Below are 21,132 nucleotides of genomic sequence, written 5' to 3'. Positions count from 1 at the left end.
GACGATGTGCCCGGGCACGAGATCCGGACGCGCGTCCGCCCGGAGGGACCCCCGTCCCCGCGCGCACACGATTCGTCCAGCCGCCTCGATCCGGCCGACAGGAGCGGACCGTAACCGCTCCGAGACCTCTTCGACAAGCTCCCGTGACCGCTTGACCCGGTGATCACGCCGTCACCCTCGTGATCTGCACCCGTTGAGCCGATCGGGTGGCCGGGTGCGTGACCGAAGTCACCCGGCGACGTCACCAGGGCCCGTAGACCGCTTCCGTCGTGGCGGTGAGCTGCGCGCACAGCTCGTCGAGGTCGGCTCCGAGGGTCCGCGCCATCGCCCGGACCGTCAGCGGGACGAGGTAGCCGGCGTTCGGCCGGCCCCGGTGCGGGGTCGGCGTCAGGTACGGCGCGTCGGTCTCGACCATGATCCGGTCCCGCGGCGCGGCCCGCAGGGCCTCCCGCAGCGGCTCGGCGTTCTTGAACGTCACCGTGCCGGCGAAGGACAGGTGGTAGCCGGCGTCGCCGCAGACCCGGGCCATGGCCGCGTCGCCGGAGAAGCAGTGGAACACCGTGCGCTCGGGCGCGCCCTCGTCGGCCAGGACGCGCAGGACGTCCTCGTGGGCGTCCCGGTCGTGGATCTGCAGCGCCAGCCCGAGTTCCTTGGCCAGCCGGATGTGGGCGCGGAACGCCTCCTCCTGCAGGTGCCACTGCTCCGGCGGCGTGCGGAAGTGGTCCAGCCCCGTCTCGCCGACCACCCGGACCCGCGGGTGCGCGGCCAGTGAGGCGATCTCGGCCAGCGCCGCCTCGTACTCTCCGGCGGCCACGAGGCCGGGGACCTCGTTGGGGTGCAGGGCGACCCCGCCCAGCAGCTGGGGGTGGTGGTCCAGCGCGGCGACCGTCCAGCGCGCGGCGTCCAGGTCGCAGCCGATCTGGACGCTGCGCGGCACCCCCGCCGCCGCGGCCGCCGCCAGCAACGCCTCCACGTCCTGCGGGGTCTCGCAGTCCAGGTGCGTGTGGTTGTCGACGACCGCGACCGCGAGCGGTTCGGGCGCGGGTGGGCGCGTCACTCCTGCAGCCGCGCGAGTTCGTCCTCGACGACCGCGGCGACGTCGAGCTTGGTGAAGATGGGCGTCGGCGCGGCCACCGGGGTGCCCGGCACGATCGGGTGCGGCGCCCACTGCGGCAGCGTCTCCCCGCGCCGGTAGTCCCCGGTGAGGACCGGGTACGGCCGGCCGTCGTCGAGGTCGGTCACCTCGCGCAGTTCCGGCAGCGGCGAGACCGTGCCGGTCCCGCCGAACGCCTCGTGCACCTTCTGCGCCGAGTGCGGCAGGTACGGCGACAGCAGCGTCCGGCAGTCCGCGACGGCCTGCGCCGTGACGTGCAGGACGGTCCGCATCCGCTCGGGGTCGGAGTTCTTGATCTTCCAGGGTTCCTGGTCGGTGAGGTACTTGTTCACCTCGCCGACGATCCGCATGGCCTCCCCCAGCCCGGCGCGCTGGCGGTGGTGCTCGATGAGCTCGCCGACGGCACCGAAACCGGCCCGCGTGGTGTCCAGCAGCGCGCGGTCGGCGTCGGTCAGCTCGCCGGCCGCGGGGATCTCGCCGACGTTCTTGGCGATGAGCGAGGCTGTCCGGTTCACCAGGTTGCCCCAGCCGGCGACGAGTTCGGAGGTCGCGCGGGTCGCGAACTCCTGCCAGGTGAAGTCGGAGTCGTTGTTCTCCGGCCCGGCCGCGGAGATGAAGTACCGCAACGCATCCGGCTGGTAGCGGGCCAGGACGTCGCGCACGTAGATGACGACGCCGCGGCTGGAGGAGAACTGCTTGCCCTCCATGGTCAGGAACTCGCTGGCCACGACCTCGGTGGGCAGGTTGAGGTTCCCGAACTTGCCGGGCGACCCCCCGTGCGACCCCAGGCCGTCGTAGGCGAGGAGTTCGGCCGGCCAGATCTGGGAGTGGAAGGTGATGTTGTCCTTGCCCATGAAGTAGTACGACTCCGCGGACGGGTCGGTCCACCACTTGCGCCAGGCGTCGTCGTCGCCGGACCGGCGCGCCCACTCCACCGACGCCGACAGGTAGCCGATGACGGCGTCGAACCACACGTACAGCCGCTTGGCCGGGTTGTCCTCCCAGCCCGCCAGCGGGATCGGGATTCCCCAGTCGATGTCGCGCGTCATGGCGCGGGGTTTCATGTCCTCGAGGAGGTTCCTGGAGAAGTTCAGGACGTTCGGCCGCCACCGTCCCGTCTCCCCCCGGCCCTGCAACCACGACCCCAGGGCGTCGGCCACGGCCGGCAGGTCGAGGTAGAAGTGCTCGGTCTCCACGAACACCGGCGTCTCGCCGTTGATGCGGCTGTGCGGGTTCTTCAGCTCGATGGCGTCGAGCTGGTTGCCGCAGTTGTCGCACTGGTCCCCGCGTGCGCCGTCGTAGCCGCAGATCGGGCAGGTTCCCTCGACGTAGCGGTCGGGCAGCGTGCGGCCCGTGGACGGCGAGATCGCGCCCATGCCCTTGCGCGCGACCATGTAGCCGTTGCGGTGGACCGTGCGGAACATCTCCTGCACGACCGCGTGGTGGTTGGCCGTCGTGGTGCGGGTGAACAGGTCGTAGGACAGGCCCAGGCCCTGCAGGTCCTCGGCGATGACCCGGTTGTACCGGTCGGCGAGCTGCTGCGGGCTCAACCCCTCCTGCTCGGCCTGGACCAGGATCGGCGTGCCGTGCTCGTCGGTGCCGGAGACCATGAGGACGTCGTGACCCGCCATCCGCATGTACCGGCTGAACACGTCGGAGGGGACGCCGAAGCCGGCGACGTGGCCGATGTGACGGGGGCCGTTGGCGTAGGGCCATGCCACCGCGGACAGGACGTGGGTCATGGCCGTGAGTCTAGGCGGGGGCCGGGACGCCCGGACCGCCCGTCCGCCGCCTCCTCGCCGAGCGGGTGTTCGAAGACCGTCGTACGGTCGCTGCGTGAGCGAACAGCAGACGCCCGAGCAGCCCTCCGACCCCACGCAGAGCGCCGAGAAGGACCCCGAGACCTGGGTCACCGGCGACGAGCCGATGACCGGACCCCAGCGCAGCTACCTGCAGACGCTGGCCCGCGAGGCCGGCCGCGACCTGCCCGACGACCTCGACAAGGCCCGTGCCTCCGAGCTCATCGACGAACTGCAGAAGGAGACCGGCCGCGGCGCCTCCTGACGCGCTAGCGTCCTCACCGTGGACAGCCGGCCGGACAGTCGCCTGGTCAACGTCGTCGTGGACGCCGACGATCCGGTCCGCCTGGCGCACTGGTGGCGCCAGGCCCTGGACTGGCGTCTGGGCTACGCCGACGCCGACGAGACCGACGTGGTGCCCCCCGAGGGCGAGCCCGGGATCGAGCTGGTCTTCCTGCACGCCCCCGGCACCAAGCAGGGCCCCAACCGGGTGCACCTGGACCTGGACTCCTCCTCCCCCGCCGACCAGCGCGAGACGGTCGAGTTCCTCCTCGACCTCGGCGCGCGCCGCGTCGACGTCGGTCAGGGGAACGCGCCGTGGGCCGTGCTGGCCGATCCGGAGGACAACGAGTTCTGCGTCCTGGACCCGCGGCCGGAGTACGACGGCACGGGCCGGGTCGCCGCGATCGTCTGCCTGGCCGCCGATCCGCCCGCGCAGGCGCGGTTCTGGTCCCCGCTGGCCGGGATGTCCGTCGTGCGCAGTTCGCCCCGGGTGGCGGCGCTGCGCGGCGCGGGCGGGCCGTACCTGGAGTTCGTCGCCTCCTCCACCCCGCACACCGTGAAGAACCGCTGGCACCTCGACGTCCGCGCCACCGCGCACGGCCGGGGCCGCGACCGGGTGCTGGCCGACGCCCGGGACGCCGGCGCCCGGCACGTCGACATCGGCCAGGGCACCGGCGTCAGCTGGACCGTCCTGGCCGACCCGGAGGGCAACGAGTTCTGCGTGCTGTCGGGAACTACGGGATGAGCAGCAGCTTGCCGGTCGTGCGCCGGCCCTCGAGGTCCTCGTGGGCGCGCCGGACGTCCTCGAGCCGGTAGGTGTGCCCGACCCGCACGTCGAGGTCGCCGGCCGCGATCCAGCCGAACACCTCCTCGGTGCGCGCCAGCAGTTCCTCCCGGGTCTGCGTGTAGGACCCCAGCGTCGGCCGGGTCAGGAACAGCGACCCCGCGGTGTTGAGCCGCTGGACGTCGAACGGCGGCACCTGCCCGCTGGACCCGCCGAACAGCACCATCAGCCCGCGCGGCCGCAGCGCCTGCAGGCTGGCGTCGAAGGTGTCCTTGCCGACGCTGTCGTAGACCACGTCGACGCCACGGCCGCCGGTCAGCTCCCGCGCCCGCGCGGTCGCCTCGGCGTACCCGACGACCTCGTCGGCGCCGGCCCGGCGCGACAGCTCGGCCTTCTCCGGCGTCGACGTCGTCGTGAGGACCATGGCCCCGCGCAGCTTCAGCATCTGCGTCAGCAGCAGTCCCACCCCGCCGGCGCCGGCGTGCACCAGCGCCCAGGTGCCCCCGGTGACGGGGTAGGTGTCGGTGCACAGGTAGTGCGCCGTCAGCCCCTGCAGCAGGACGGCGGCCGCCGTGTGCGCGTCCACCCCTTCGGGAACGGGCACCAGTTCGGCCGCGGGCACGAGCACCTGCTCGGCGTAGCTGCCCGGCGCCTCCTTCCAGGCCACCAGCTGCCCGAGCTCGAAACCCCGCACCCCGGCGCCGAACCCGGCGACCCGCCCGGCGCCCTCGCTGCCCAGCACCGCCGGGAGCTGCAGGGGGTACACCCCGCCGCGGCGGTAGGTGTCGATGTAGTTGACGCCCGCGGCCTCGACGTCCACCAGGACCTGCCCCGGTCCGGGCTCGGGCGCGGCGACGTCGGCGACGGTGAGGACCTCCGGCCCTCCGGTCTTCTCGATCTGCACGGCTCGCACGCGCGGCATGGTGCCACTGGTCGTAGCGTCGCGCCCATGCAGATGCGCACGCTCGGCACGACGGGCATCCAGGTCAGCGAACTGTGCCTCGGCGCGATGATGTTCGGCGCCTGGGGCAACCCCGACCACGACGACTCCGTGGCGATCGTCCACCGCGCCCTCGACGCGGGCATCAACTTCGTGGACACCGCGGACGTCTACTCCCAGGGCGAGAGCGAAGAGATCGTCGGCAAGGCCCTGCTCGGTCGCCGCGACGAGGTCGTCCTGGCCACCAAGGTGCACAACCAGATGGGCGAGGGCGTCAACCGCTCCGGCAACTCCCGGCGGTGGATCGTGCGTGCCGTCGAGGACAGCCTGCGCCGGCTGCAGACCGACCACATCGACCTGTACCAGATCCACCGGCCCGACTACACGACCGCGATCGACGAGACCCTCGGTGCGCTGACCGACCTGGTCCGCGCCGGCAAGGTCCTGGCCATCGGGTCCTCGACGTTCCCCGCCTCGCTCGTCGTGGAGTCGCAGTGGGTGGCGGAGGAACGCGGCCGGGAACGCTTCGTCACCGAACAGCCGCCGTACTCGATGCTCGTGCGCGGCATCGAGGAGGAACTGCTGCCGGTGACGCAGCAGTTCGGGATGGGCACCCTCGTGTGGTCGCCGCTGGCCGGTGGCTGGCTGTCCGGGAAGTACCGCAAGGGCGCCGACCACCCGACCAGCAGCCGGTCGCAGCGGATGCCCGCCCGCTACGACATGTCCGACCCGGCCAACCAGCGCAAGTTCGAGGCCGCCGACGCCCTCGGTGCGCTCGCCGACGAGGCCGGCGTGTCCCTGGTGCACCTGGCCATCGCCTTCACCCTGCGCCACCCCGGCGTCACCAGCGCCATCATCGGCCCGCGGACGATGGAGCAGCTGGAGAGCCAGCTCGGCGCGGTCGACTACACGGTCCCCGAGGACGTGCTGGACCGGATCGACGAGATCGTCCCGCCCGGTACGACGTTCAGCGCCGCCGACGGCGGCCGCCGTCCCCACCCCGGGTTCGAGAAGGCCGGGCGCCGCCGCCCCGCGTGAGGCCTGTGGACAACTCCGAGGGGTTCGGCGCGACCTGGGGCACCCTCGTCGGGTGGACCCCGTGGAGACCCTCCGCCGCGCCGGCGGCGCCGCCCGAACCCGCCGCCTGCGGAGCGTCCCCCGCCGAACTCTCGAACGCGCCGTGGCCGCCGGCCTCGTCGAGCGACCGGAGGCGGGCCTCTACCACCTGCCGAACTGCGATCCGGCGGCACTCGCGGCCGCCGCGGTGGACGGCGTCCTGTCCTGCGCCTCGGCCGCGGTGGATCGCGGCCTGCCGGTGCTCGGCGTCGCCCGGCCCGTTCACGTCACCGCATCGCGCGGAACCACGAGGACCTGGCCGCGAACCGTCGTCCACCGCCGCGAGGTCTCACACGACGGCCGCCGCACGGATCTTCTGCAGACGCTGCTGGACTGCCTGCGTTGCTGCGAGGCCCATGAGGGGGTGGCGATCGCCGACCACGCCCTGCACCACGACCTGGTCTCGCAGACCGAGCTCGCCGCCGCCCGCAGGTCGCTGCACCCCAGCGACCCCGTTCGCGCGTTGCTCGACCTGGTCGATGGCCGGTCGATGTCACCGCCGGAATCGTGGGCGCGGGTCTTCCTCGTCCTCGCCGGGTTCGCGGTCGACACCCAGGTGTTCATCGACGAGGTCGGCTGGATCGACATCCTCGTCGACGGCTGGCTGGTCGTGGAGATCGACGGTTCCGAGTACCACCGGGAGTCGAAGGCGTTCGCCAACGACCGGCGCCGCGACCGGGCTGCCTACCCACAGGGGTACGTGGTCATCCGTTTCCCGGCCGTGGAGGTCCTCCGACGTGAGACGTTCCTGCAGGAGGTGCGGCGCGTTCACGCGGCCGGCCCACCCCGTCGGTGACACGGATCCTGCAACGAGACGCTCAGACGGTGGGTCGAAAGCCCGGAGCGGGGTCTCGATGCAGGATCCGTGACACGTCAGAGCTCCACGAGGACCCGCACGTCGTGCGCACCGAGTGCCAGCACCGACCCGGCGGCCAGTTCCACGCCGCTCACCACGTCCCGAACGTCCACGGGCAGTTCCACGCTCGCGGGATCGAAGGACCAGTTGTGCAGGAACCGGACGGTCGAGGAGTCGCGGGCCGTCGCCGAGGTCGCCGTGACCGTGCCCGAGGTCCCCCGCCACGACGTGTCCAGCCCGGCGAGGACCCGGTCGAACACCGCGCGGGCCAGGGTCGCGTCCGGAACCGTGCCGACGGTCGTCACCCGCCCCGAGCCCGCGGCGCGCGTGGTCACGGCGGGCCACCGGCCGTAGTGCCGGTCCTCGTAGGTCGCCAGCACCTCTGTCCCCTCGAGCACCTGCAACCCGTCGGCCCAGCGCGTCGCGGTACCGGGCAACCCGGTGACGGGGACGTCGCGGACGAGGTTGGAGAACTCGTCGTACCAGACCCCGGCGACCTCGGACAGCACCGCGGGCTGCCGGGCGGCGCGGGCCCGGTTCTCGGTGTCCCCGTACCCGGTGCGCGGGCCGAGCACGAGGTGGCCACCTGCCAGGGCGTAGCGGCGCAGGAAGTCCAGCGAGTCGTCGTCGGCGACGTAGAACCCCGCCGCGACCAGCACCGGGTTCTGCGCCACGAACTCCTCGAGGTCGCCGGCGCCGTCCCCGCCGAGCTGGCTCACGTGCAGCAGACGCTGCTGTGCCCCGGCCTCGAACGCCCCGCGGTAGAACGGCTCGGTGATTCCGGTGTAGGCCCGCCGGTCCGGGCCACCGTCCGCGGTCGCCAGCGGCGGCGCCTCCTGCATCGACCACTTGCTGTCGCTGGAGTACACGTGCGTCACGTCGTGGTGCGGTCGCAGGCCCGTGACCAGCGCGCCCGCGGCCTTGAACTCCGCGCCGAGCGCGGCGATCTCGGCGAACACCCTTCCCGGCTGACCCGAGTGCGGCAGCACGCCGCCCCAGTAGGTCTCGGCGCCGAAGTGCAGCGTGTGCCAGTGCCAGTACTCGACCATGTCGGCGCCGCGCGAGACCAGCGCCCACCCGGCCTGCCGCCACTGCCCGTCGAACCCGGGCCGGTTGACCCACGGCATGCCGATGGCCTGCGCGTCGGTCTCGGTGACCAGGAAGTTGGCCTGCCGGGACGAGCGCATCCGGTCCGCGGACTGGTACAGCGCCCAGACGCCGTTCGTCGTCCAGCCCTGCTGCTCCCGCGCCGGCGCCGGGAGTTCAAGGCCCTCCTGCATCGTGTAGTACGGGTTGCCCGCGGTGACGTCGAGCCGGGCGGTGAGCGCGTCGTCCTCGACCCCGGGCCGGTCGTAGGCGATGCAGGTGGTGACGAACTGCTGCTCACCGGCGTACTCGCGGACGATGTCGGCCTGCCACCCGATGAACTCGGTCGTCAGCTCCGCCTGGAACCGTCGCCAGGCCAGGTCGTACTGCGGCTGGACGTTGCCGTCCGGGCGCCACAGGTCGGTCCAGTCGCTCAGCCGGTGCGACCAGTAGGCCAGGCCCCACTCGCGGTTGAGCGTCTCGACGTCGCCGTACTGCCGGCGCAGCCGGTCGACGAAGCGCTGGAACACCCCGTGGTTGTGGAAGAGCTGCATGCCGGGTTCGTTGTCGACCTGGAACCCGACGACGGCGGGGTGGTCGGCGTAGCGGGCCACGACGGCCCGGACGACCCGTTCGGCATGGAAGCGGAACGCGGGATGGGTGTAGTCGACCTCCTGCCGCTGCCCCCACCCCATCCGCACACCCGTCGCGGTCTCCCCGGCGATCTCGGGGTAGGTCCGCGCCAGCCACGGCGGCACCGCGTAGGTCGGGGTGCCGAGCACGACGTCGATGCCGCGTTCGTGGGCACCGTCGAGGACGGGCTGCAGCCAGTCGAGGTCGAACCGGCCGTTCTCGGGTTCCCACGTCGACCACACCGACTCGCCGACGCGGATGACGGTGAAGCCGGCCTCGACCATGAGGTCGAGGTCCTCCTTCAACGTCGGTGCGGCCTGGTACGCCGGCTGGTACTCGTGGTAGTAGGCGGCGCCGAAGCGCACGCGGTCCGGGGAGGTGTACACGTCAGCCCTTCACCGCGCCGGCCGCCAGCCCTTCGAGCAACTGCTTGCGCAGCAGCAGGAAGACCAGGATCGTCGGCACGGTGGCGAGCACCGCGCCGGCCAGCACGAGGTCGTAGGAACGGTTCTCGGACAAGAACAGCGTCTGCAGGCCCAGCGGGATCGTCGCCCGGTCGATGTCGGAGACGATGACCAGCGGCCACAGGAAGCTGTTGTAGCTCTGCAGGAACGTCCACACCGCCAGGGCGCCCAGCGAGGGCCGCAGCAGCGGCAGGACGATGGTCAGGAACGTCCGCATCTCGCTGCAGCCGTCGATGCGGGCGGCCTCCAGGACGTCGTCGGGCACGGACTGCACGATGTACTGCTGCATCATGAAGATGCCGAAGGCGGGCGCCACCCACGGCACGATGAGCGCGAACCAGGGGTTGCCCAGCCCGGCCTTGACCAGCAGGACGAACAGCGGCACGAGGATCACCGCGAACGGGATCGACAGCGAGCTGAACATGATCGAGAACAGCAGCCGCTTGCCGCGGAAGGTGTACTTGGCGAAGCCGAACCCGGCCATGGCGCAGACGAACACCGACACGACGGTGGCGACGACGGCCACGGTGGTGCTGACGCCGAACCACGCCCAGAACGGCTGGGTGGTCAGCAGGTTCCGGTAGTTCTCCAGCGTCGGGTCGCTCGGCAGGAGCTGGACCGGGACCGCGAAGATGTCGCCCCGGTCCTTGAACGACCCGGACAGCGCCCACAGCAACGGGGCCAGGAAGGCGAGCGCGAGCACGGTCAGCGTGACGTACAGCAGCACCCGCCCGGCGCTGGGCCGGGGGCGCCGGACGGTCACCCGCGACTGGCCGACGGGACGGTTCACGGTGGTGGTGCTCACGAGGTCCTCCCGATGCCCAGCAGCCGGTTGAACCCCTGGCTGACGAGGAACACGACGACGAACAGCACGACCCCGGCCGCGGCCGCGTAGCCGAACTGCTGCCGCTCGAAGGCGGCGCGGTAGATGAACATCGCGACCGACAGGGTCTGGTCGCTGGGACCGCCGCGGGTCAGCAGGAACGGCTCGTCGAAGATCTGCGCGGCGGAGATGAAGGAGGTGACGGTGACGAACGCCGTGACCGGTTTGAGCGCGGGCAGCGTCACCGAGGTGAAGCTGCGCCACCAGCCCGCACCGTCCAGCGCGGCCGCCTCGTACAGGTCCTTCGGAACGTTCTGCAGACCGGCCAGGAAGAAGATCGTCAGGTACCCGGCCCAGCGCCACAGCATGACCAGGGAGATGGCGACCTTGGCGATCGCCGGTTCCCCCAGCCAGTCGACGCCACCGATGCCGAACAACGCCTGCAGCACCGAGTTGGCCAGCCCGTAGTTCCGGTCGAACACGAGGCTGAAGATGAGCGCCACGATGATGGGCGAGACGACCATCGGCACGAAGTAGGTGACCCGGAACGCGTCGCGCGCTCGCAGCCCCCTGGCGTTCAGCGCCGTTGCCAGCAGCAGCGACACCGGCACGATGACGACCACCGCGACAGCGACGTAGACGAGGGTGTTGGCCAGCGCCTTGTGGAAGCTGGAGTCGGTGAGCAGGTTCGCGTAGTTGCGCAGGCCGACGAACTCGGGGGTCCCGAGCCCGACCCAGCTGGTCGTGCTGAGGTACAGCGAGGCCAGGATCGGCACGACCATGAACAGGACGAACAGCACGTAGAACGGGGCGATGAAGGCGTAGGGCGCCTTGGTGCCGGTCACCGTGCCGGTCTGGCCCCGGGTACCGCTGAGGACCGGGGCGGACACTCGCTGCGTCGTCGCCACGTCGCTCACCTCCCTGCCTGGTTGGTGAAGTCCTCGACCGCACCCTTGATCGCCTGCGCGGGGGTCAGGTCCCCGCGGTAGGCGCTCACGAGGTAGCCGGAGAGGACGTCGTTGAGGATGGACACGTCGGGACTCTGGTAGTACTCCGGGACGTCGTCGACGAGCGTCCGGTAGACGTCGATGAGCTGCTGGCCACCGAAGTACTCGTCGGCGACCTCGAGTTCGGGTGAGTCGAAGACCGACCGCAGGGTCGGCAGGTAGGTCAGTTCCTGGAAGCGCCGCACCTGTCCCTCGTGGGTGATCCAGGTGGAGGCGATGAAGTCGGCCGCGGCCTGCGTGTTGGCCTCCTCGACGATCGCCGCGAATCCCGTTCCGCCGCCGACGGCCGTGGCGAAACCACCGCCGGACCAGGCGGGCATGGCCCTCAACCGCCAGGCTCCGGACTGCTCGGGGACGTTGGGCTTCAGCCCGAAGGCGGAGTACCAGCTGGCCATCCACAGGCCTGCGATCTTCTCCGACTTCAGCCCGGCCTGCATGCTGGCGCCGTAGAAGTCGTTGACCGTGGTGATGAACCCCGACTCCAGCCCGTCGACGACGAACTGCAGCACCTCGACGGCCTCCGGGGAGTCCAGGACGAGGTTCTCGTCCTCGTCGAAGAAGCGGCCACCGCGTTGCAGCAGCAGCATCTGGTAACCCTGGACGATCTGCCCGAGGTCGCTGCCGGCGGCCAGCACGCCCAGGGAGACCCCGTGCTGCTCGGCGGCCCGGGCCCCGACCTGCGCGAGCTCGTCCCAGCTGCCGACGTCGGTCGGCAGTCCGTACTTCGCGAACAGGTCGTCGCGGTAGTAGTACACCGTCATCGGGGTGTCGGAATCGAGCGCGTAGAGCTTGCCGTCCTTGGTGTAAGGGGCCTTGCGCGCGGCGATGAGGTCGTCGCCGAGGTCGGCGACACGATCGGTCCAGTCGAACAGCAACCGCTCGGCCAGGTCCCCGCGCTGCAACCGGGCGAACTGGCCGATCTCGATGCCGATGACGTCGGGTTTGCCGCGTTCGGCGACGGCCTGGGCCAGCAGTTTCGTGATGAGGTCCTGCGCACCGGCGCGCGTGGTGTCCATGGCGTAGCGGAAGCTCGTCGCCGCGTCGGCGGCGGGGATCCCGCGCTCGAAGAACGTCTGGTACCCCTCGTCGTGGGTCCAGAAGTCGAGCGTGACGTTCCCGGACGTCACGGGGGCGGCCGGCCCGGATCCGCAGGCGGCCAGGAAGGCGGCGCCCGCGCCGGTTCCGGCCAGCCGCAGCGCGTCGCGCCGGCTCAATCTCGAGGGCGACATCGTTGTCCTCTCCAACTCCTCGTTCGGGTCTTCAGGAAGGTGGTGCCGTCGAGCCCCGCACCACGAGCGAGGGCACGGAGCGCGTGGGCCGCGGCGGGGCGTCCCGGCCCTCGATGCGGTCCACCAGGCGGGTCAGGGCCAGGTCGGCCGCGAGCTGGAAGTCCTGCCGGATCGTGGTCAGCGGCGGGTTGACGAACTCGGCGGCGGGGATGTCGTCGAGGCCGACGACGGACAGGTCCTGCGGAACCCGGCGACCGGCCTCGACCCAGGCGCGGACGAGGCCGATGGCCATCTCGTCGTTGGCGCAGAACACGGCGGTGACCGTGGGGTCGTCCAGCAGTCGGACCCCGGCGCGGTACCCCGAGGCCGCGGTCCAGTCACCGGTCAGGGGTTCGGGCACCTCGCGGCCGGCGTCCAGCAGCGCCTCGCGCCAGCCGCGCGCGCGGTCCCGCGAGGTCCACCAGTCGACGGGCCCGCCGACGTGGTGGACGGTGCGGTGGCCCAGGCCGAGCAGGTGCCGCACCGCGGCGCCCACCGCGGCGACCCAGTCGTGCCCCTCGACGTCGGGGCCGTGCCCCGTCGTGAGCACCGGCACCGGGGCGGGGTGGCGCAGCAACGGGTGGTCGTCGACGGGTTCGTCGATGAGGACCCCGTCGACGCCCTGCGCCAGCAGGGACTCCACCGCGGCGGTGACGTCCCCCGACGGGCCGGCGGCGGTCAGGCTGATCGAGTAGCCGCGGGCCCGGGCGGCGTGCTCGAGGGCCACGAGCCCCTGCGCCGGCCCGTACAGGTCACGGCCGGACCAGACGACGCCCACCCGCCGGTTGCGGCCGGTGAGCAGGGCGCGGGCGGCGGGGTTGGGGCGGTAGCCGAGCTCCTCGGCGGCGCGCAGGACGCGGTCGCGCACGTCGGCGGACACGTGCGGCTCGCCGTTGACGACGCGGGAGACCGTCTTCTGCGAGACGCCCGCGAGGCGGGCGACTTCGACGCCGGCGGGGCGGCGGTCGGCCACGGGACCTCCTCGTCTGGTGCGTTGACTACCTTGTCAACACCGAGTGTCTACGTAGTCAACGGGAAACGTCAACAGGTACCGCGAAGGAGGTTCCGGCGGTCAGCCGCCGCTGCTCTCCCGGACCACGAGACGACCCGAGACCGTCAGCAGGCGCTCGGGGCCGTCGTGGCCGGCCAGCCGGTCGGCCAGCAGGCGCAGCGCCAGGTCTGCCATCTCCGAGCGGTCCAGCGCGATCGACGTGAGGGTCGGCGAGGAGTACTGCGCCTGCTCCACGTCGTCCACACCGACGACCGCGACGTCCTGCGACCGCAGCCCCAGCCGCCGCAACGCGTGCAGCGCCCCGAAGGCGAGCAGGTCGTTGGCCGCGAAGATCGCGTCGACGTCGGGCCGGGCGGCCATCAGCGCCAGGGTCGCCTCGTAACCGTGCTGGCGCTCCCACTCCGGCACCGGCCACAGCAACGCGGGATCGAACTTGACCTTGGCGCGCCGCAACGCCTTCCGGTACCCCTCCACCCGCTGGGCGACGACGGGCGGGCGGTCCGCGGTCCGCGCCTTGTCGCCGATGAACGCGACCGTGCGACGGCCGCTCTCCAGCAGGTGCCGGACGGCGGTGTCGCCCAGGTCGACCGAGTCGATCGTGACCCGGTCGAAACCCGACCCCTCGCCGTACTCCCCGATGAGCACGGCCGGCGTGCTGTCGCGCCGTTGCGCCAGTTCCCCGATGGGCATGCTCTGCGGGGCGAAGACGAGACCGTCCACCAGGCGCACCGGGAACCCGGCGGCCACCTCGCGCTCGCGGTCCAGGTCGCCGTCGGTCTGCTCCACCAGCAGCGTGATGCCCCGCTCGCGCGCCGCGTTCACCAGCGCCGAGGCGAGCTCGCCGTAGAACGGGCTGGTCAGGTCGGGCAGGGCCAACGCCACCAGCCCCGTGCGCCCCTGCCGCAGCTGGCGGCCGATCCCGTTGGGCCGGTAGTCGAGCTCGGCGATGACGGCCTTGACCCGCGCCCGCATCTCGGGGCGCACGTGCGGGTGGTCGTTGACGACGTTGGACACCGTCTTGATGGACACCCCGGCGGCCGAGGCGACGTCCCGCAACGTCGTCGGGCGGGAAGCGGCTCGCCGCGCGGTGTCTTGGGGCACCGGGGCATTGTGCCACCGAAGGTCGGGCCGGAGCCTTGACGTCGCCCCGCCTTTCGCGTTGACTGCTTCCAACGTTGCAAGCCCTCCCACCATCACACCGCCGTGACGCCTCACCAGGAGAGAACCTCGTGCGCACCGCTCGCCTCGCCCTCGACCCCGCCTTCACCGTGGGTCCGGTCCCGCGCCGGCTGTTCGGCTCGTTCGTCGAGCACATGGGCCGCTGCGTCTACACCGGCATCTTCGAACCCGACCACCCCAGCGCCGACGAGGACGGTCTGCGCACCGACGTCCTGGAACTGACGAAGGAACTGGGCCCCACCGTGGTCCGCTACCCCGGCGGCAACTTCGTCTCCGGTTTCGAGTGGGAGGACTCCGTCGGCCCGCGCGAGGAGCGTCCCCGCCGCATCGACCGCGCCTGGCGATCGGTGGAGACCAACCAGTTCGGTCTCGCCGAGTTCGACGCCTGGGCCCGCAAGGTCGGCACCGAGCCCATGATGGCCGTCAACCTCGGCACCCGCGGCCTGCAGGAGGCCTGCGACCTGCTGGAGTACAGCAACCACACCTCGGGGACGAAGTACTCCGACCTGCGCGTCCAGCACGGCTCCAAGGATCCGTTCGGCATCAAGTTGTGGTGCCTGGGCAACGAACTCGACGGCCCCTGGCAGACCGGCCACAAGACGGCCGCCGAGTACGGCCGGCTGGCCGCCGAGACCGGCATGGCCATGCGGTCGATCGACCCGGACATCGAACTCGTCGCGGTGGGTTCCTCCAGCCGCTCGATGCCGACGTTCGGCGCGTGGGAGCAGACCGTCCTGGAACTGTCGTACCACGCCGTCGACTACGTCTCGCTGCACGCCTACTACCAGGAGCACGACGGTGACGCCGCCAGCTTCCTGGCCTCCGCGGTCGACATGGACCTGTTCATCGACCAGGTCGTCGCGACCGCGGACGCCGTGCGCGCCAAGGGCAAGCACACCAAGAAGATCAACCTGAGCTTCGACGAGTGGAACGTCTGGTACCAGACCAAGCCGCACCACGGCCCGGGCGTGGAACCGTGGGACGTCGCCCCGCGCGTCATCGAGGACGAGTACTCCATCACCGACGCCGTCGTCGTCGGCACCCTGCTGAACTCGCTGCTGCGGCACGCCGACCGCGTCCACATCGGCGCCCAGGCCCAGCTGGTCAACGTCATCGGCCTGCTGCGCAGCGAGCCGGGCGGGGAGGCGTGGAAGCAGACCATCGCCCACCCGTTCGAGCAGGTGCGCCGCCTGGCCACCGGGAACGTGCTGCAGGTCGTCACGACGTCGGACAAGTACGAGACCGCGAAGTTCGACGCCGTCGACGTCGTGGACGCCTCGGCCACCTACGACGACGAGACCCTCACGGTGTTCCTGGCCAACCGCGACCAGGCCGACTCCGCCTCGGTGGAGGTGCCGCTGCGCGGTTTCGGCGTCGACCGCGTGGTCAACGCCAAGTACCTCGCCGCGGCCGAGGGCCAGGACCGGCACACGACCAACCTCGAGAACCACTCCGCCGTCGGGCTGCGCACCCTCGACGACGTCACCGTCACCGAGGGTCTGGCGACGGTCGTCCTGCCCCCGCTCAGCTGGGCGGTCGTGCAGTTCCGCAAGGCCTGATCACACCTCGGCCAGGCGCCGGCGCAGGAGTTCGGCCAGCTCGACCGACTCCCCATCGCGGGCGCCGCGGCCGATCTGCAACGGCGGTTCCGCGGGGTCCAGGTGGATCCCGCGGAACCGTCCGAGCAGGCTCGGTGCGACGTCCAGGACGTAGTACTCCCCCGCCCCGTCGACCCCCAGCGACCCGTTGGCGCGCAGGTACCAGCCGACGACGTCGGTGCGGTACCGCGCCGAACCCGCGCGGGCCCTCAACGTCTCCGGGGCGATCCCGCGCCGCTGCAGTTCGGCCACGAACTCACGCAGCATCGCGCGCGCCTGCGCCGTCTCCGCCGCCCGGCCGCGCTCCCACCACTCAGCAGTCACGCCCCCATCAGAGCAGCAGGTCCGCCGCCCCACCGATCGACCGCCACGCCGGCGCGTCCTCCCCGGCGGCCGCGGGGACCAGCCCCGGCAGCCGGTCCGCCGCCACCAGCGGACCGAGGTCCAGGGCGGTGAGGTCGCCGATGTCGGCGACCGGCACCTGGAACGTGCGGAACCCGCCGAGCTCGGGCGCCCCCTGGGGGCGCGTCCCGCCGACGATCTCCTCGACCAGCGGTGTCTGGTCCAGGACGAACCCCGCGCTGGCCAGCACCGACACCTCCTGGTCGGGGTCGAGGTCGGCCGGCTGCGGCAGCAGGTAGGCCGCGATCTTGTAGAAGCGTTGCGGGATGCGGACCCCGCGGTACTCCGGGTCGTCCTCGGCGAACACCGGCCCGGTCACGACCACCAGACGCTGGTCCCACTGCCGGGCGTGGGCCAGGACGTGGTCCTCCAGTCCGAGCCACAGCTCCATCGACTGGTTGAACCGGGACGCCTGCGGCGCGGCGTTGGCGTAGGAGAACGTGTCCGCGTTGGCCGCGTGGGCCTCCGGCCCCCAGCCGGGGTCCCGGCGCCGCACGAGGTGCCCCCGGTCGAAGTCGTTGCGGGCGTACAGCTCGTTGCCCGCCTGCTCGTCCGGTCCCAGCCTCGGGTCGAGGAACCACCGGTCACCGCCGCGCTCGACGTCGACCAGGCGGGCCCCGTCGATCGCCACCACGGTCGCGGCCGCCAGCCGGCGGTCGAGGCGCTGCACGATCGAGAAGTGCGTGTACGGCAGGACGGTCACCTCGGCCCCGTCGAGCGGCACGGGCAGCGGAACCCACGGCCCCGGCGCCAGGAAACGCGGGTCGAAGCCCGCCCGTCCACCCAGCTCCAGCCGTTCGGCACGCACTCCGGCGCCTGTGCCCAGTCCCGTCTCGCTCATCCTCCGACTGTGCACCCGGCCACCGACACGGCGGCCCAGCACCAGGTGACCGGCGGGTGTCAGCTCAGCGCACGCTGCGCGAACACGTCCGCGGCCCGGCGCAGGAACTGCGCCGTCCCGGGTCCGAAGCCGTCGTACGTCGCCCGGAACCGCTCGTCGTCGACGTACGTCTGGACCAGGCCGCGGTAGGCCGAGGCGTCCGGGGTCCAGAACCTCGACACCCAGGCGTGGTGCCGCCGGACCAGCTCCTGCACCGCGTCGTCCTCGACGGCGTCCCCGCGGGCGGCCGCCGCGGCCAGGGCCGACCCGATCGCCTCGTGCTCGGCCAGGTGCGCCCGGCGGCCGTCCTCCCCCAGCTCGCGCCACGTGCGCTGCCCGTCCTCGTAGGCCTCGCGGCCCCAGCGCTGCACGACCTCCTCCTCGTGCTCGCTGCCGTCGAAACCGTCGAACATCTCGCCCATCTCCAGCTCCTGTCCTCTCCTGGTCTTCTCCAGCGTCGTGCGCACCGACTCCACGAGCCGGCCGATGCGGGCCGCCTCGGCCTGCAGCAGTTCCAGGTGCGTCGCGAGCGCGGCCTCCTCCTCGACCCGCGCGGCGAGGACGTCACCGATCGCCTGCAGGCCCAGGCCGAGGTCGCGCAGCAGCAGGATCCGCTGCAGCCGCCGCAACCCCGCCTCGTCGTAGTACCGGTATCCGCCGGCCCCCGTGCGGCTCGGGGTGAGCAGCCCGACGTCGGCGTAGTGCCGCAACGTCCGGCTGGTCGTCCCGGTGGCCTTCGCCACCTCGTGGATCGTCCACTCCCGCACACCGTCGGCCACGGGAAGGACCGTAGGAGTTGACGCCACGTCAAGCGCAAGGGGTGAGTGCGCGCCTCGTACCCTGACGGGCGTGCTGAACCTCCCCGCCCACGTTCCCGTCGTGACCCTGGAACGAGGTGGGCTCGTCGAGGGCGTCCACCACGGGTCGATGGCCGTGCTGGACGCCGCGGGCGGACCGCTGGCCCTCGTCGGCGACGTCGCCGCGCCGTTCTACCCGCGCTCGGCGCTGAAACCGCTGCAGGCCGTGGCGATGCTGCGGCACGGGCTGCAGCTGCCGCCGGACCTGCTCGCGCTGGCGACGGCCAGCCACTCCGGCGGCCCGGAGCACCTGTCCCGGGTGCACCGCATCCTGGAGCTGACCGGCGCCGGCCTGCGGGACCTGCGCAACGTCGCCGACCTGCCGCTGGGCGAGCCCGAACGCGCGCGGTGGCTGGCCAGCGGGCGGGGCCCGGAGCAGGTCGCGCAGAACTGCTCGGGCAAGCACGCCGCGATGCTCACGACGTGCCGGCTCAACGGCTGGGAGACCGCCGGCTACCTCGAGGTCGACCACCCGCTGCAGCGCGCGGTCGCGGCGACGATCGAGGAGTTCACCGGCGAGCCGGTCGCGGCCGTCACGACCGACGGCTGCGGTGCGCCGCTGTTCGCGGTCTCCGTCCTGGGCCTGGCCCGCGCGACGCTGCGGCTGGTGAGCGCCGATCCGGCGTCCCCGGAGGGTCAGGTGGCCGCGGCGCTGCGCGAGCACCCCGGCCTGGTGGCCGGGCGCGGGCGGGCGAGCGCGGACCTGGTCCGCGCGGTGCCGGGGCTGGCGGCCAAGGACGGCTACGAGTCGGTGCAGATCGCGGGGCTGACCGGCGCGGGCGCGCTGGCGCTGAAGATCGCCGACGGGGGCGACCGGGCCCGGCTGCCGCTGGCCAGTGCCGGTCTGGCGTTGCTGGGCGTGGACGAGGTTGCGCTGCAACCGTTCGCGACGCAGCCCGTGCTGGGCGGCGGCCACCGCGTGGGCACGCTGCAGGCTCTTCCGCTTGACCAGTACCGAAACTGTCAGTAGACAGATCATCACAGACGGTGGAGGGCGGTCAGTCGTGCAGGTGACCCGGGCCTACGCCGTGCTGCCCGTGCTGCCCGCGGACCTGCCGTCGGTGGAGCCGTGCCTGGAGCACCTCGTCGCGGCCGCGGACGAGGCGTCGGCGGCCGGGATCCCCACCACGCTGGTCGTCTCGACGTCGGCGGACCCCACCGCGCTGGTTCCCGTCCTGGCCAGCTGGACCCCGCTGGTGGACCTGCTCGACGACGTGGACCTCACCGTCGACCACCACCACGGCGCGAGCAGCGCGGACGAGCTGCGGCAGCTGACCGGCACCGGACTGGCCCGCACGATCGCGGCCCCGCGCTCGACCGTCGTGCTGACGACGACCTGCACCACGGGCGTCGGCCCGGGGTGGATCACCGAGCACGTGCGGCACCACCGCCAGGGCGCCTGGGCCAGCACCGCGCCGGTCCGCGGCGTCGAGCGGGACGGTACCCACGACGTGGTGGCCAACCTCGCGGTGCGGGCCGAGCTGCTGCCGGACGCGTTGCGCGCCGACGGCCGGCAGCAGCTGCACCTCGTGCACGCCGAGAGCCCGGTGGTGGCGACCTGGCGGGTCACCCTTCGGGCGTTTCCCTGAGGTCTTCGGCCAGGATCGCCACGAGGTCGCGGCGGGCCTTCTCCAGGACGTCGCTCGCCCGCCGCACGTCGCCCGGACGCCCGGACACCTCGATCTGCCGGTACGTCATGGCCAGCGCCGCGATCTGCCGGCGGAACTCGTGCAGGCGCTCGCGGTCCGGGCCGCCGCCACCGAGGTTCTCCCACGGCGGCGGGGTGTCGCCGTACTCCTGCTCGACGTAGCGCCGGCCCTCGTCGGTCAGCGTGAACTGCTTGGGGTCGGCGGGGTCGGCCGCGACGAGCCCCTCGTCCTGCAACTGCTGCAGGGTCGGGTAGACCGAGCCGGGACTCGGCTTCCACTCCCCCTCGCTGCGCCGGGTGACCTCGCCGATGATGCGGTAGCCGTTGCTGGGCCCCTCGGCCAGCAGGACGAGCACCGCGGCGCGGACGTCGCCGCGCTGGCGACGGCCCCCGCCCCGGCCGAAACCGCGGGGACCACGCCCCTCGAAGGGCCAGCCGGGGACGTCGAAGCCGAAGTTCTGCCCGAACTCGCGCGCGAACTGCCCGAAGGGCCCGCCGGGTCCCGGGTGGTGGCCCTTGGCGTGCTCCCAGTGACCACCCCAGGGACCCGTGTACCGGTTGCCTCTCATGCTCCACCTCCGTGTGCCTCCCGAGACCCGATGTCTCGCGATGCCTCGACGATATATCGCTACCTGTCGGAAGTGAAGCGCTCGCGGCCTAGTCGTTCATCGACTGGATCTGGAGCAGGTTGCCGACCGTGTCGTCGAAGACCGCGGTCGTGACCGGCCCCACGGCCCTCGCCGGCTGGGTGAAGACCACCCCGAGCGCGGCCAGCCGGGCGGCCTCCTGCGCGCAGTCGTCCACGACGAACGCCGTCGCCGGGATGCCGTCCGCGACGAGTCCCTCGGTGTAGGCGATGGCCACCGGGTGCTCGCGCGGCTCCAGCACCAGCTCCACGCCGTCGGGGTCCTCCGGCGAGACGACCGTGAGCCAGCGGTGCTCCCCCACCGGCACCTCGACCTTCTTCACGAAGCCCAGGACCTCCGTGTAGAAGGCCAGGGCCTTGTCCTGGTCCTGCACGAACACGCTCGTGTACGCGATCTTCACAACGGTCTCCACCTCTGCTCGACGTCCTGCAGGAAACGGCGCAGCGGCGAGGTGTCCAGGTCCAGGAAGGTGTACCGGCCCTCCCGGCGGGCCACGACGAGGCCGACCTCCTGCAGGACCGCGAGGTGCTGGGAGACCGCCTGCCGGGAGGACCCCGAACCGTGCTTCTCGATCAGCCGCACCCGCAGCTCGAAGAGGGTCTGACCGCTGCGCTCGGTCAGCTCGTCGAGGATCGCGCGGCGGGTCGGATCCGCCAGCGCCTTGAACACGTCGTCCACCGGCCCCGACGTTAGGCAAGTGCGTACTTGCCTGTCAATGGTCGCACTGTGGTGCTACC

At 72.1% G+C, this 21,132-nt stretch carries 22 protein-coding genes; 7 read left to right on the top strand and 15 right to left on the bottom strand.

What is annotated here, in order from left to right; translation table 11 throughout:
* Positions 1 to 241: 241 nt before the first annotated feature.
* A complete protein-coding gene (locus ACRYR2_RS01680; RefSeq protein ID WP_432561072.1) occupies positions 242 to 1,057 on the bottom strand; it encodes a TatD family hydrolase in 816 nt (271 codons plus the stop codon).
* Positions 1,054 to 2,856: a methionine--tRNA ligase gene (gene metG, locus ACRYR2_RS01675; protein WP_432561071.1), complete on the bottom strand. Its 1,803-nt coding sequence runs from the start codon at positions 2,854 to 2,856 to the stop codon at positions 1,054 to 1,056. The genes ACRYR2_RS01680 and metG overlap by 4 nt, the downstream gene beginning before the upstream one ends.
* A 94-nt stretch (positions 2,857 to 2,950) precedes the next feature.
* On the opposite strand from metG, the gene ACRYR2_RS01670 reads away from it, so the two are divergent.
* A complete protein-coding gene (locus ACRYR2_RS01670) occupies positions 2,951 to 3,178 on the top strand; it encodes a DUF3072 domain-containing protein (protein ID WP_432561070.1) in 228 nt (75 codons plus the stop codon).
* Between the two features lie 18 nt (positions 3,179 to 3,196).
* Positions 3,197 to 3,940: a VOC family protein gene (locus ACRYR2_RS01665; protein WP_432561069.1), complete on the top strand. Its 744-nt coding sequence runs from the start codon at positions 3,197 to 3,199 to the stop codon at positions 3,938 to 3,940.
* On the opposite strand, the gene ACRYR2_RS01660 is transcribed toward ACRYR2_RS01665, so the two are convergent.
* The gene (locus tag ACRYR2_RS01660; protein WP_432561068.1) at positions 3,930 to 4,901 is read right to left on the bottom strand and encodes a quinone oxidoreductase family protein; all 972 of its coding nucleotides are present in this window, start codon (positions 4,899 to 4,901) and stop codon (positions 3,930 to 3,932) included. The genes ACRYR2_RS01665 and ACRYR2_RS01660 overlap by 11 nt on opposite strands.
* 27 nt (positions 4,902 to 4,928) lie before the next feature.
* Between ACRYR2_RS01660 and ACRYR2_RS01655 the strand changes: the two genes are divergently transcribed.
* Positions 4,929 to 5,957: an aldo/keto reductase gene (locus tag ACRYR2_RS01655; protein WP_432561067.1), complete on the top strand. Its 1,029-nt coding sequence runs from the start codon at positions 4,929 to 4,931 to the stop codon at positions 5,955 to 5,957.
* Positions 5,958 to 6,009: 52 nt separating this feature from the next.
* The gene (locus tag ACRYR2_RS01650) at positions 6,010 to 6,831 is read left to right on the top strand and encodes a DUF559 domain-containing protein (protein ID WP_432561066.1); all 822 of its coding nucleotides are present in this window, start codon (positions 6,010 to 6,012) and stop codon (positions 6,829 to 6,831) included.
* 77 nt (positions 6,832 to 6,908) lie between these two features.
* Here ACRYR2_RS01650 and ACRYR2_RS01645 read toward each other — a convergent pair whose 3' ends face one another.
* From ACRYR2_RS01645 to ACRYR2_RS01620, 6 genes are all read right to left on the bottom strand, one after another.
* Entirely contained in the window at positions 6,909 to 8,996 is a 2,088-nt protein-coding gene (locus ACRYR2_RS01645) for a beta-galactosidase (protein WP_432561065.1), read from the bottom strand.
* A gap of 1 nt (position 8,997) precedes the next feature.
* The gene (locus tag ACRYR2_RS01640; protein ID WP_432561064.1) at positions 8,998 to 9,879 is read right to left on the bottom strand and encodes a carbohydrate ABC transporter permease; all 882 of its coding nucleotides are present in this window, start codon (positions 9,877 to 9,879) and stop codon (positions 8,998 to 9,000) included.
* Positions 9,876 to 10,805 carry a carbohydrate ABC transporter permease gene (locus tag ACRYR2_RS01635; protein WP_432561063.1) on the bottom strand — a complete coding sequence of 310 codons (930 nt, stop codon included), beginning with the start codon at positions 10,803 to 10,805 and terminating at the stop codon, positions 9,876 to 9,878. The genes ACRYR2_RS01640 and ACRYR2_RS01635 overlap by 4 nt, the downstream gene beginning before the upstream one ends.
* Before the next feature lie 5 nt (positions 10,806 to 10,810).
* Complete coding sequence (locus ACRYR2_RS01630; protein ID WP_432561062.1) at positions 10,811 to 12,133, bottom strand: ABC transporter substrate-binding protein; 1,323 nt, start codon at positions 12,131 to 12,133, stop codon at positions 10,811 to 10,813.
* Positions 12,134 to 12,164: 31 nt separating this feature from the next.
* Complete coding sequence (locus tag ACRYR2_RS01625; protein ID WP_432561061.1) at positions 12,165 to 13,145, bottom strand: LacI family DNA-binding transcriptional regulator; 981 nt, start codon at positions 13,143 to 13,145, stop codon at positions 12,165 to 12,167.
* A gap of 99 nt (positions 13,146 to 13,244) precedes the next feature.
* On the bottom strand, positions 13,245 to 14,285 hold the full coding sequence (locus ACRYR2_RS01620; RefSeq protein WP_432561060.1) for a LacI family DNA-binding transcriptional regulator: 1,041 nt from the start codon (positions 14,283 to 14,285) through the stop codon (positions 13,245 to 13,247).
* A gap of 128 nt (positions 14,286 to 14,413) precedes the next feature.
* Here ACRYR2_RS01620 and arfA point away from each other — a divergent pair, with 128 nt between their 5' ends.
* Positions 14,414 to 15,922: an arabinosylfuranosidase ArfA gene (gene arfA / locus ACRYR2_RS01615; RefSeq protein ID WP_432561059.1), complete on the top strand. Its 1,509-nt coding sequence runs from the start codon at positions 14,414 to 14,416 to the stop codon at positions 15,920 to 15,922.
* Here the strand turns inward: arfA and ACRYR2_RS01610 are convergent, their stop codons facing one another.
* Genes ACRYR2_RS01610 through ACRYR2_RS01600 form a run of 3 tightly spaced genes read right to left on the bottom strand, consistent with a single transcriptional unit; the run spans position 15,923 to position 18,022 of the window.
* Positions 15,923 to 16,285: a hypothetical protein gene (locus tag ACRYR2_RS01610; protein ID WP_432561058.1), complete on the bottom strand. Its 363-nt coding sequence runs from the start codon at positions 16,283 to 16,285 to the stop codon at positions 15,923 to 15,925.
* Positions 16,286 to 16,292: 7 nt separating this feature from the next.
* Positions 16,293 to 17,204, bottom strand: a complete 912-nt coding sequence (locus ACRYR2_RS01605) for a DNA/RNA non-specific endonuclease (protein WP_432561057.1) — start codon at positions 17,202 to 17,204, stop codon at positions 16,293 to 16,295.
* A gap of 59 nt (positions 17,205 to 17,263) precedes the next feature.
* Positions 17,264 to 18,022: a MerR family transcriptional regulator gene (locus ACRYR2_RS01600; RefSeq protein ID WP_432561056.1), complete on the bottom strand. Its 759-nt coding sequence runs from the start codon at positions 18,020 to 18,022 to the stop codon at positions 17,264 to 17,266.
* 70 nt (positions 18,023 to 18,092) lie between these two features.
* Here ACRYR2_RS01600 and ACRYR2_RS01595 point away from each other — a divergent pair, with 70 nt between their 5' ends.
* Positions 18,093 to 19,070, top strand: coding sequence for an asparaginase (locus ACRYR2_RS01595; protein WP_432561055.1), 978 nt, complete (start codon positions 18,093 to 18,095; stop codon positions 19,068 to 19,070).
* Positions 19,071 to 19,104: 34 nt separating this feature from the next.
* The gene (locus ACRYR2_RS01590; RefSeq protein WP_432561054.1) at positions 19,105 to 19,689 is read left to right on the top strand and encodes a hypothetical protein; all 585 of its coding nucleotides are present in this window, start codon (positions 19,105 to 19,107) and stop codon (positions 19,687 to 19,689) included.
* Here ACRYR2_RS01590 and ACRYR2_RS01585 read toward each other — a convergent pair.
* The 3 genes from ACRYR2_RS01585 to ACRYR2_RS01575 form a co-directional block, all read right to left on the bottom strand.
* Positions 19,667 to 20,317, bottom strand: a complete 651-nt coding sequence (locus ACRYR2_RS01585; protein ID WP_432561053.1) for a helix-turn-helix transcriptional regulator — start codon at positions 20,315 to 20,317, stop codon at positions 19,667 to 19,669. The genes ACRYR2_RS01590 and ACRYR2_RS01585 overlap by 23 nt on opposite strands.
* 88 nt (positions 20,318 to 20,405) lie before the next feature.
* Positions 20,406 to 20,795, bottom strand: coding sequence for a VOC family protein (locus ACRYR2_RS01580; RefSeq protein ID WP_432561052.1), 390 nt, complete (start codon positions 20,793 to 20,795; stop codon positions 20,406 to 20,408).
* Entirely contained in the window at positions 20,792 to 21,073 is a 282-nt protein-coding gene (locus tag ACRYR2_RS01575; protein WP_432561051.1) for an ArsR/SmtB family transcription factor, read from the bottom strand. The genes ACRYR2_RS01580 and ACRYR2_RS01575 overlap by 4 nt, the downstream gene beginning before the upstream one ends.
* Positions 21,074 to 21,132 lie beyond the last annotated feature (59 nt).

The sequence above is a fragment of the Kineococcus deserti genome (assembly GCF_050871945.1).
GTDB lineage: Bacteria > Actinomycetota > Actinomycetes > Actinomycetales > Kineococcaceae > Kineococcus.
The sequence above is the reverse complement of the archived record's forward strand: the minus strand, read 5'-3'. Positions and strand labels throughout refer to the sequence as shown.